The sequence below is a fragment of the Streptomyces sp. NPDC005202 genome, assembly GCF_040608235.1.
GTDB lineage: Bacteria > Actinomycetota > Actinomycetes > Streptomycetales > Streptomycetaceae > Streptomyces.
Genome location: NZ_JBEXHW010000001.1, coordinates 611137 through 621006, shown reverse-complemented (window position 1 = coordinate 621006; position 9870 = coordinate 611137). Strand labels below are relative to the sequence as shown.

Annotated in this window: 8 protein-coding genes; 4 read left to right on the top strand and 4 right to left on the bottom strand. The window is 72.3% G+C overall.

Annotation, left to right across the window (positions count from 1 at the left end; genetic code table 11):
* Nucleotides 1–382: 382 nt before the first annotated feature.
* Nucleotides 383–946 carry an SAV_6107 family HEPN domain-containing protein gene (locus ABZV31_RS02925; RefSeq protein WP_355887180.1) on the bottom strand — a complete coding sequence of 188 codons (564 nt, stop codon included), beginning with the start codon at nt 944–946 and terminating at the stop codon, nt 383–385.
* 197 nt (nt 947–1143) lie between these two features.
* On the opposite strand from ABZV31_RS02925, the gene ABZV31_RS02920 reads away from it, so the two are divergent.
* The 4 genes from ABZV31_RS02920 (at nt 1144) to ABZV31_RS02905 (ending at nt 6735) form a co-directional block, all read left to right on the top strand.
* Nucleotides 1144–1935, top strand: coding sequence for an ATP-binding cassette domain-containing protein (locus ABZV31_RS02920; protein WP_355887178.1), 792 nt, complete (start codon nt 1144–1146; stop codon nt 1933–1935).
* Complete coding sequence (locus tag ABZV31_RS02915) at nt 1907–3991, top strand: YhgE/Pip domain-containing protein (RefSeq protein ID WP_355887177.1); 2085 nt, start codon at nt 1907–1909, stop codon at nt 3989–3991. Before ABZV31_RS02920 ends, ABZV31_RS02915 begins: the two co-directional genes overlap by 29 nt.
* Before the next feature lie 82 nt (nt 3992–4073).
* Entirely contained in the window at nt 4074–4703 is a 630-nt protein-coding gene (locus ABZV31_RS02910; RefSeq protein ID WP_355887176.1) for a TetR/AcrR family transcriptional regulator, read from the top strand.
* A 514-nt stretch (nt 4704–5217) separates the two neighbouring features.
* Nucleotides 5218–6735 carry an NAD(P)/FAD-dependent oxidoreductase gene (locus tag ABZV31_RS02905; protein WP_355887173.1) on the top strand — a complete coding sequence of 506 codons (1518 nt, stop codon included), beginning with the start codon at nt 5218–5220 and terminating at the stop codon, nt 6733–6735.
* Between the two features lie 319 nt (nt 6736–7054).
* On the opposite strand, the gene ABZV31_RS02900 is transcribed toward ABZV31_RS02905, so the two are convergent.
* The 3 genes from ABZV31_RS02900 to thiE form a co-directional block, all read right to left on the bottom strand.
* On the bottom strand, nt 7055–8029 hold the full coding sequence (locus ABZV31_RS02900; RefSeq protein ID WP_355887171.1) for a hypothetical protein: 975 nt from the start codon (nt 8027–8029) through the stop codon (nt 7055–7057).
* Nucleotides 8030–8085: 56 nt separating this feature from the next.
* Nucleotides 8086–9009, bottom strand: a complete 924-nt coding sequence (gene metF, locus ABZV31_RS02895; RefSeq protein ID WP_355887168.1) for a methylenetetrahydrofolate reductase [NAD(P)H] — start codon at nt 9007–9009, stop codon at nt 8086–8088.
* A 158-nt stretch (nt 9010–9167) separates the two neighbouring features.
* Nucleotides 9168–9827, bottom strand: a complete 660-nt coding sequence (thiE, locus tag ABZV31_RS02890; protein ID WP_355887165.1) for a thiamine phosphate synthase — start codon at nt 9825–9827, stop codon at nt 9168–9170.
* Between the last annotated feature and the right edge of the window lie 43 nt (nt 9828–9870).

The following is a 9870-nucleotide window of genomic DNA, read 5'->3' as shown; positions in this document are numbered from 1 at the left end:
CCGCAGCACACGATCGGCCCCCGCAGACACGGCTCCCCTCCGCAGCACACGATCGGCCCCCGCAGACACGGCTCCCCTCCGCAGCACACGATCGGCCCCCGCAGACACGGCTCCCCTCCGCAGCACACGATCGGCTCCCGCAGACACGGCTCCCCTCCGCAGCACACGATCGGCTCCCGCAGACACGGCTCCCCTCCGCAGCACACGCCCCCTCCGCAGGACATAGCCGCCTCCCCCAAGCTCGACCGGCTCCCCGAGGAACACGGCCGCCTCCCACAGACGCGGCCGCCTCCCACAGACGCGGCCGCCTCCCGCAGACACGGCGGCCTCCCGCAGCCGCGGTCGGTTTCCGCGGACCCGGTCGGCTCCCGCCCGGAGGGTGTCAGCCTGCGTCGGGCATGTCGCGTCGGGTACGGGAGGCGTCCGCCTCGCCGGTGTCCTGGCGTGGCTGCGGCAGCACCGGCTGGAGTACCAGCATCCGCTCGACGAGGCGGACGAACATCTCCACGTCCCGTATCAGGTCGTCGGCGTCCCGGCGGCTGGCCGCGCCCTGGATGCCCGCCTCGGCCCGGGCGCGGCGCCGGGCGCCCGCGGCGAACAGTGCGCTCCACTCGGCGAGTTCGGGCGCGATTTCGGCGAGCACTTCCCAGGCGCTCCTGATGCGTGCCCGGCGTCGGGGTGTGGACTCCGGGCGCCCCCGCGCGGCGAGCACGGCGGCGGCGGTGCGCAGGGCGGCGAGGTGGGCCGTCGCATAGCGCTCGTTCGGCGTCTCCAGGACAGCGGCCTCGTCGAGTCCGGCGCGGGCCTGGGCGAGCAGGTCGAGGGCGGCGGGCGGGGCCGTGGCCCGGCGGAGCACGGGGTGCACGTCGCTTGCCGGGCCGGTCAGTGAGGGGGCAGGGCCGGCGGCGCGGCGCCGACGGGCGGCGGCTGCGGACGAGTTGGCCATGACGAACCTCCTGTCGTCTGGGTGACGGCACAGGTGCCGTATGTGCCCATCGTGAGGTATGGCACTGACAATCCGTTCTGACCTGGCCTTTTGCTTCGATCGCGAGTTCGGGCTACTTTTTGCACTGACCAGTCAGTTCAAAAATGCAGGGGAAGGGGGAACCGTGGACGGCCCGCAGAACGGTGCGTACCGGCGTCATGGCCCGCGACTTCGGACTCGAAGGACCCCGCGGCTGGGCGTTCCGCGGTGTCGCCATCGATGCCGAGCCCGGCTCGCTGATCGCGGTCGAGGGACCGTCCGGTTCCGGCCGGACGTGTCTGCTGCTCGCGCTCACGGGACGCATGAAGCCCACCCAGGGAGTGGCCACCGTGGGCGGGTTCAAACTGCCCCGGCAGATGTCCGCCCTGCGCCGGGTCAGCGCGCTCGCCAACGTCTCCGGCGTCACCGACCTCGACCCGGCCCTGAGCGTCGGCGAGCACCTGCGCGAACGAGCGCTGCTCCAACGCAGGTTCGGCGACTCCCCGCGCCGGCTGCTGCGGCCGCGGGCCGAGCGGAAGGCCGAGGCGGGGCTGCTGGCCGGCGCCGCGCCGGCCGCCGCCGGCCTCGATCTGGAGACGCTGCCCAAGGGCTCCCGCACCGCCGTACGCGACCTGGAGCGCCTGGAAGCTCTGCGCCTGTCCGTCGCGCTGGCGCTTATGGCACGCCCGCGGCTGCTCGCCGTGGACGACACCGACCTCAAGCTCTCCCCCGCCGAACGGGCCGAGGCCTGGGCGCTTCTGGCGTCCCTCACCGAGGCCGGGACGACCGTGGTGGCGGTGTGCAGCGAGGCGCCGGAGGGGGCGGTGGTCGTGTCCACCCGGACCTCCGAGGCATCCGACAGCACACCCGACGCGCCGTCCGGCCCTTCCGGCGAAGCCTCCGACACCCCCGAAACCGACCACGAAGCGAAGGAGGCGGCCGATGCGCTCGCCGAAACTGGCCGCACTTGAGCTGAGGCGCTTCGGGCGGGGGAAGCTGCCGCGCGCCGCCCTGGTCGCGCTGCTGGTGCTGCCGCTGCTGTACGGCGCGCTGTACCTGTGGTCCTTCTGGGATCCGTACGGCCGCCTGGACCGCATCCCCGTGGCGCTCGTGAACGACGACAAGGGCGCGACCGCCGACGGCAGGAGGATCACGGCCGGCGACGACCTCACCAAGGGGCTGCTGGAGAGCAAGGTCTTCGAGTGGCACCGGGTGAGCGCCGCCGAGGCCCACAGGGGCGTCGAGGACGGCACGTACTACCTGTCGCTGACCATGCCCGCCGACTTCAGCAGGCGGATCGCCTCCAGCGCGGGCGACTCTCCCGAGACCAGCGCGCTGCAGGTGCGTACGAACGACGCCAACAACTACATCGTCGGGCAGATCTCGCGGACGGTCTTCAACGAGGTGCGCACCGCCGCGTCCACCAAGGCGTCGCGGTCCTTCCTGGACAAGATCTTCATCTCGTTCTCCGACATCCACGGCCGGACAGTGAAGGCCGCGGACGGCGCCGACAAGCTCAACGGAGGCATCGGCAAGGCGGAGAAGGGCTCCAAGGACCTCGCCGACGGGCTCACGGAGGCCAAGAAGGGCAGCGACAAGCTGTCCAAGGGCCTGAAGAAGCTCAACACCGGCGCGGCAAACCTGGACGACGGCTCACAGCGGGTCGCGGAGGGCACACAGACGCTCGCCGACAGGGTCAACGGGGTCGCGGGCAAGGTGGGCCCGTTCCTGAAGGACAACGAGAAGAGGATCGGCGACACGGCCCAGCTGGTCGCCGACTCGTCCAAGGCGATCCGCCACAACCTCGACACCCTCGTCAAGAGGGCCCCGATCGCCGCCAAGGGCGCCCATGTGGCCTCCGCCGCGCTGGACGACATCTACGCCAGGCGCTGCGAGAAGCCGGTGCTGCCCGACGCCGCCTGCGCGGACCTGAAGAAGGCCAAGGAGGCCGCCGCCGACGTGGCCACGATCGCCGACGACGTCAACACGCTGATCGCGGACCAGAACGGCGACCTGAAGAAACTCGACAAGAACCTCGGCACGCTCCAGACGCAGGCACAGGCGCTCGCGGACCGCGCACCGCATCTGTCCGAGGACCTCGACGACGCCGCCAAGAAGATCAACAAGCTGAACGCGGGTGCCGGAAAGGTCGCCGCGGGCGCGAAGAAGCTGCACACGGGGCTCGGCACGGCCAAGACCGGCGCGGCGGACCTCGACGAGGGCGTCGGGGAGCTCAAGACGGGCGCCGAGGACCTCAACGGCGGCATGTACAAGCTGGTCGACGGCTCCGGAAAGCTCGCGGGCGGGCTGCACAACGGCGCGAAGCAGATCCCCGACTACGACAGGAAGAACCGCGACCAGCGCACCGGGGTCATGGCCGACCCGGTCCAGCTGGCCGCCAGGGACCTGCACCACGCGCCGAACTACGGCACCGGGTTCGCGCCGTACTTCATCCCGCTCTCCCTGTGGGTGGGTGCCATGGTGGCGTACATGCTGATCCCGCCGATGAACCGGCGCGCGCTCGCCGCGGGCGCCTCCGCCGGGCGGATCGCGCTGGCGGGCTGGCTGCCGGTGGTGGCGGTCGGCGTGCTGCAGGTGGGGGCCCTGATGGCGGTGCTGCACTGGGCGATCGGCCTGGAGATGACCCGGGCCGCCGGGACCGTGGGCTTTTTGTTCCTGGTGGCGGCGTGCTTCGCGGCGATCGTGCAGTGGCTCAACGCGCGCTTCGGGCCGGCGGGCCGGATCCTCGTCCTCGCCCTGCTGATGCTCCAGCTGACGTCCGCGGGCGGCACGTACCCCGTGCAGACCAGTCCGGGCTTCTTCAACGCGATCCACCCCTTCCTGCCGATGAGTTACATCGTCGAGGCCCTCAGGAGGCTCATCACGGGCGGCGGGCTGGGGCCGGTGTGGCTGGCCTGCGCGGTGCTCACGGGCTTCACCGCGGCCGCGCTCGCGCTGACCGCGCTCTCGGCCCGCCGTCGGCAGGTGTGGACACTGGACCGGCTGCACCCGGAGCTGAGCCTGTGACCTCGACCATGGCCACCATGACCCCGCCCTCCTCCGTGACCTCCGTGCCCTCCCAGGGTCCGTTCCTGTGACAATCAGGGCCATGGAACGCAGCAGCGCCACGTCGGGCGGCCGCACCCGCCGCGAGGCCACCCGGCAGAAGCTCTACGAGGCGGCCGTCACGCTCATCGCCGAGCAGGGCTTCTCCGCCACCACGGTGGACGAGATCGCCGAAAGGGCCGGGGTCGCGAAGGGCACGGTCTACTACAACTTCGCCAGCAAGTCCGTTCTCTTCGAGGAGTTGCTGCGGCACGGAGTGGGACTCCTCACCGCCTCCCTCCGGGAGGCGACCGAGCAGACGGAGCGGGAGGGCGGCAGCAAGGTCGACGCCCTGGATGCGATGGTCCGGGCCGGGCTCGTGTTCATCGACCGCTACCCGGCCTTCACCCAGCTGTACGTGGCCGAGCTGTGGCGCACCAACCGGGCCTGGCAGTCCACGCTCATGGTGGTCCGGCAGGAGGCGGTCGCGGTCGTCGAGGGCGTGCTGCGGGACGGCGTGGAGAACGGCGAGTTCAGCGAGGAGATCGACGTCCCGCTGACCGCGGCCGCACTGGTCGGCATGGTGCTGGTGGCCGCCCTGGACTGGAAGTCCTTCCAGCCGGAGCGCTCCCTGGACGATGTGCACGCGGCGCTGTCCCGTCTGCTGCAGGGGCGGGTGAGCGGCGCCCGCTGAGCCGTCCGCGCGAAAGGGCCGGTGCGCTGTGGCCACGTCCCCCCGCGGGCCACCGCGCACCGGCGCTTCCTCGTACGCCCCCGTTTCCCCCTTGGGCCCCCGTTCGGTCGTTTCCCCCGGGTTCCCCCGGTGTCTCGCTCCCGCCGACGCGCGCCGACGGAAGGAGCGGTTGAGGGCCGCGCCGTTCCGCCGCCCCGTGTCGGCGGTGCCGGCGCCAGGCCCCTTTCCGTGCCTCCACTCTCTCGTTCACGCAGGTCGGACTCCATCCGCGCGCGTACTCATCTCATCGACTAGGTACGGATACTCAGGCGTGCGCACTCATCCCCAGGACCCCGCGTCGCCCGCTGGTGACGAGCACGCCCGTGTCCGTACTCCCCTTGACCCTGCTGACCGGGCCGGCGGTGCTGCTCCTCCTGATCCTTCGGACCCGCCGCCTCCTGCGCCGCAGGGCGGAAAACCACCGGTCACGGTCCCGCCGCCGGGATTGTCGGTGGTGGTCGATAAAGTCGCCGGCATGGCACGGATTGCGGTGATCGGCGCCGGGACGGGCGCGATGGCGGCCGCCGCCCGGCTGGCCGTCGCGGGCCACCGGGTGGCGGTGTACGAGCGTACGGAGACGTACGGGGGAGCGGTGCGCCGCTTCGAGCGGGACGGCTTCGCCTTCGACACCGGGCCGGGACTGCTCCCGCTGCCCGCGGTCTACCGCGACCTGTTCATCAAGACCGGCAAGGAGCCGCTGGAGGACTGCGTCGAGCTGGTCCAGGTCGACCCCTCGGCACGGCACGTCTTCGCGGACGGCACCCAGGTGTCGCTGCCCAACGCCTCCCGCGCGGGCGTCGTCAGGGCCCTGGACGAGGCCCTCGGCGCGGGCGCGGGGCAGCGCTGGGGCGACTTCCTGGTGCGGGCGCGTGAGGCCTGGGACCGCACCCGTCGGCCGCTGCTGGAGGAGCCGCTGTGGCTCAACTGGCAGGTGCTGGCCGAGCGCGAGCCCTATCCGGCGGTCCCGTACAAGCGTCTGCTGCGCACCCGCCGGGCCGGCACGCTCGCCGAGGTCGGCGCCTGGGAACTGCGCGACCCGCGCCTCGCGGCGCTCCTGGAAAGCCATGCGGTCACCCACGGTCTCGACCCCCGGACCGCTCCGGCGAGCGCGGCCGTGCTGCCGTACATGGAGCACGCCTTCGGCACCTGGTACGTCCGCGGCGGCCTGCGCGAACTGGCACGCGCGGTGTACGAGCGGTGCGTGGCACGCAGGGTCGAGTTCGTCTTCGGCGCCGAGGTCACGCGGGTCCTGGCCAAGGACGGCCGGGCGGCGGGCGTGGAGCTCGCCGACGGGACGGTGGCGGAGGCGGACTTCGTGGTCGCCGGGATCGCCCCCGATGCGCTCGGGCGGGCGGTTCACGGCACCGCGCTGCGGGGCGAGGGCGAAGTGCCGCCGCAGCCGGGGGCGCCCAGTCGGCTGACGGTGCTGCTGGCGCTGCGCGGCGGCCGTCCGGAGCAAGCGGCGCACCGGACGGTGGTGCACACCGAGGACCGCGAGGCCGAGCTGGACGCGTTGTTCGGCGCGGCCCCCGGGCTGCCGGCGGACCCCACGGTCACGGTGCTGCGTCCGGACGACCCGGCGCAGACCCCGGACGCGGACCACGAAGCGGTGACGCTCACGGCCACGGTTCCGGCAATGACGGGTGGGCCGGAACGGGTGGCGAAGGAAGCCCTGTATGCCCATGCCGACCGCATGATCAGCGCCGCCGAGCGCGCAATACCGGGGCTGCGCGGCCGACTCCTGTGGCACGAGGTCCGTACGCCGGCCGACATCGCGGAGGTGACCGGCGCAGCGGGCGGAGCCGTTCCCGCGCCGGCGCTCGCCGCGGCGGAGGGGCGCCTGCTGCACCCGGCGAACACCACGGGACTGCCCGGCCTGTTCACCGTCGGCGGCTGGTCGCATCCCGGCGGCGGCCTCCCGCACGCCGGTATGTCGGGCGCGCTGGTCGCCGGGCTGATCGTGGAGGGGCCCGGGTTCCGGGGTTCTCAGTGAGCCCCGCTCGCCGCTGAGGAGCGGCCGGGGCTCAGCGGCCCGCGCGGCTCAACGATCCGCAGGCCTCAGCGGCCCGCGGTTCAGAAACGGTACTGCTCGTCGAACCCGGTCCCGTGCGCCTGGCTTTGGCCGTTGCCCTGGTACGGGTAGGACTGCTCGGGCGGGAATTCGCCGCCGTAGGAGTCGTCGACGCGCTGCTGGGGAACCCAGACCCCGTCGGCCGGGGTCTCGCCGCCTGAGCCCCGCTCGCCGCTGAGGAGCGGCCGGGGCTCAGCGGCCCGCGCGGCTCAACGATCCGCAGGCCTCAGCGGCCCGCGGTTCAGAAACGGTACTGCTCGTCGAACCCGGTCCCGTGCGCCTGGCTTTGGCCGTTGCCCTGGTACGGGTAGGACTGCTCGGGCGGGAATTCGCCGCCGTAGGAGTCGTCGACGCGCTGCTGGGGGACCCAGACCCCGTCGGCCGGGGTCTCGCCGCCTGAGCCGCCGGTGGCGTACTGGTCCTGGCCGTAGCCGCCCTGGCCGTAGCTCTGCTGGCCGCCGTAGGTGGTGTCGTAGGCGGCGCCGCCGTAGGTCTGGGTGCCGATGTACGGGTCGGAGTAGGCGGCGTACTGCTGCTGGCCGGTGGTGTCGTAGCCGTAACTCTGCTGCCCGTAGCCGGAGTAGTCGTACGCGTAGCCCTGGTCGGCGCCCTGGGCGGCCGTCGCGTACTGGTCCTGGTTCTGGCCCGCGGTCGCGTAGGAGGAGTTCGCGCCGGCCGCGTAGGCGGAGTCGCCGTATATGCCGTACGAGCCGGTGTCGTCGGGCAGGGGCTGCGGCTCGTACACGGCGGTGGCCTCGGCGGCCGTGGGTTCGACGGGGCGGGCCGGGGTGAAGACGTCGTCGCGGTCGTAGTCGTCGTCGTGCCCGTACGACAGGCCGTCGCGGCCGCGTGTGCCGTCCTCGTCACCGTGACCGCCGTCCGCCGCTTCGAGGCCGGAGACCTCGAGGGCCGGCTCCTGGCGGTCCGCCTCGCCGCGGCGGCGCTTGCTGCCACTGGCGCCCGGACGGCTGACCGCCCAGCCCGCCGCGAAGCCGCGACGGAACGACAGCGTGACGTAGGTCTGCCCGACCGCGAACGCGGCCGCGCCCAGTCCGATGACGACGACGGACGGGATCAGTACACCGAACACGACGCCGAGGAAGCCGACAAAGGCGAGCAGCCGCCAGCGCAGGCGTGCCTTGTACTGCAGCAGCACCTCGCCGAGCAGCCACAGCGCGACGACGCCGAACGCGATGTAGAGGACCGTCCAGCCCATGTACGCCCCTCTCCCAGTGGCCGCTACGCAGTGTGTCGTACCGCGGTGCGGCCGGTCTAGGCCTGCGGCGGGTGGTGCAGGCCCAGGTTCTCGTAGATTTCCAGGGTCGCCGTGGAGTTGTTGAGCGTGATGAAGTGCAGTCCGGGCACTCCCTCGGCCAGCAGCCGGGCACAGAACTCCGTGGCGAACTCGATCCCAATGGAGCGTACAGCTGTCGGATCGTCTTTTGCTGTGAGGATCCGCTCTTTCAGGGCATCGGGGATGGACGCGTTGCTGAGCTGTGGCAGCCGCTCGAGCATTTTGACGCTTGTGACCGGCATGACCTCGGGGATGACCGGGGTCTCGCAGCCGGCCCCGGCGACCCGGTCGCGCAGGCGCAGATACGACTCCGGCTGAAAAAACATCTGCGTGATGGCGTAGTCGGCGCCCGCACGGCACTTGTCGACGAAGTGCGCGACGTCCGTGTCCCAGTCGGTGGAGCGCGGGTGCATCTCGGGGAAGGCCGCGACGCCGACACAGAAGTCGCCCGACTCCTTGATGAGCCGGACGAGTTCGGCCGCGTACGTCAGGCCCTTGGCATGCGGGACCCATTCGCCCATCGGATCGCCGGGCGGGTCGCCGCGCACGGCGAGCATGTTGCGGATCCCGGCGTCGGCGTACTGGCCGATGATGTTGCGCAGCTCCGCGATCGAGTGGTTGACCGCGGTGAGGTGGGCGACCGGCGTGAGCGTGGTGTCGGCGGCGATCCGCTCCGTCGCCCGCACGGTGCCCGCGCGGGTGGAGCCGCCGGCGCCGTACGTCACGGAGACGAAGTCCGGCGCGACCGCCTCGACCCTCCTGAGCGCGTTCCACAGGTTGCGCTCGCCCTTCTCCGTCTTCGGAGCCCAAAACTCGAACGAGTACGTCGTCTTGCCGGTGGCGAGGATGTCGCGCACGGTGCGTGCGCGATCAGTCCTGGTGGATGCGGTTCCGAGGGCCATACCCGCAGGTTATCCAGGGGGCGGCGGTGCCCCAACCGGACGCCGGAAATTTGACCGAATTGTCGGCCTCTTGTCCACCCATCGGACAACCGGACCCGAAATGGGCCGGTCGGCACGGCCCGTATGTTCGGCCCGCGAGACGCCTGGACCTGAGACGCCTAGACCTGCCGCAGCCGCTTGGCGAACTCCGCCGCCGCCGCGCCGGGGTCGTCCGCCTCGGTGATCGCCCGGACCACGACGACGCGGCGGGCGCCGGCTTCCAGCACCTCGTCGAGGTTGCCGAGGTCGATGCCGCCGATGGCGAACCAGGGCCGGTCGGTGCCGAGGGACGCGGTGTGACGGACCAGGCCGAGGCCGGGGGCCGGGCGGCCCGGCTTGGTGGGGGTGGGCCAGCACGGGCCCGTGCAGAAGTAGTCCACGCCCTCCTGGACGGCGGCCGCGGCCGCCTCGGACTCGGCGTGCGTGGAGCGGCCGATCAGGACGTCGTCGCCGAGGATCGCGCGGGCCGCGGGGACCGGCAGGTCACCCTGGCCGAGGTGCAGAACGTCGGAGCTGGCGGCGTGCGCGACGTCCGCCCGGTCGTTGACCGCCAGCAGCTTGCCGTGGCGGGCGCAGGCGTCGGCGAAGACCTTGAGGTGCTCCAGCTCCTCGGCCGCCTCCATGCCCTTGTCGCGCAGTTGCACGATGTCGACACCGCCCGCCAGGACCGCGTCCAGGAACTCGGGCAGGTCGCCCTGGCGCTTGCGGGCGTCCGTGCAGAGGTAGACCCTGGCGTCGGCCAGCTGGGCGCGGGCGGCGGCTGCGGCGGTGTCGGGCATGCGTGAATCCCCCCGTGGTCGGTGCGGTGTCAGTGGCGTACGG

Bases quoted from the DNA above. Each gene is read 5' to 3' on its own strand.
- ABZV31_RS02925 (WP_355887180.1), bottom strand. From the start codon at position 946: ATGGCCAACTCGTCCGCAGCCGCCGCCCGTCGGCGCCGCGCCGCCGGC.
- ABZV31_RS02920 (WP_355887178.1), top strand. From the start codon at position 1,144: ATGGCCCGCGACTTCGGACTCGAAGGACCCCGCGGCTGGGCGTTCCGC.
- ABZV31_RS02915 (WP_355887177.1), top strand. From the start codon at position 1,907: ATGCGCTCGCCGAAACTGGCCGCACTTGAGCTGAGGCGCTTCGGGCGG.
- ABZV31_RS02910 (WP_355887176.1), top strand. From the start codon at position 4,074: ATGGAACGCAGCAGCGCCACGTCGGGCGGCCGCACCCGCCGCGAGGCC.
- ABZV31_RS02905 (WP_355887173.1), top strand. From the start codon at position 5,218: ATGGCACGGATTGCGGTGATCGGCGCCGGGACGGGCGCGATGGCGGCC.
- ABZV31_RS02900 (WP_355887171.1), bottom strand. From the start codon at position 8,029: ATGGGCTGGACGGTCCTCTACATCGCGTTCGGCGTCGTCGCGCTGTGG.
- metF (WP_355887168.1), bottom strand. From the start codon at position 9,009: ATGGCCCTCGGAACCGCATCCACCAGGACTGATCGCGCACGCACCGTG.
- thiE (WP_355887165.1), bottom strand. From the start codon at position 9,827: ATGCCCGACACCGCCGCAGCCGCCGCCCGCGCCCAGCTGGCCGACGCC.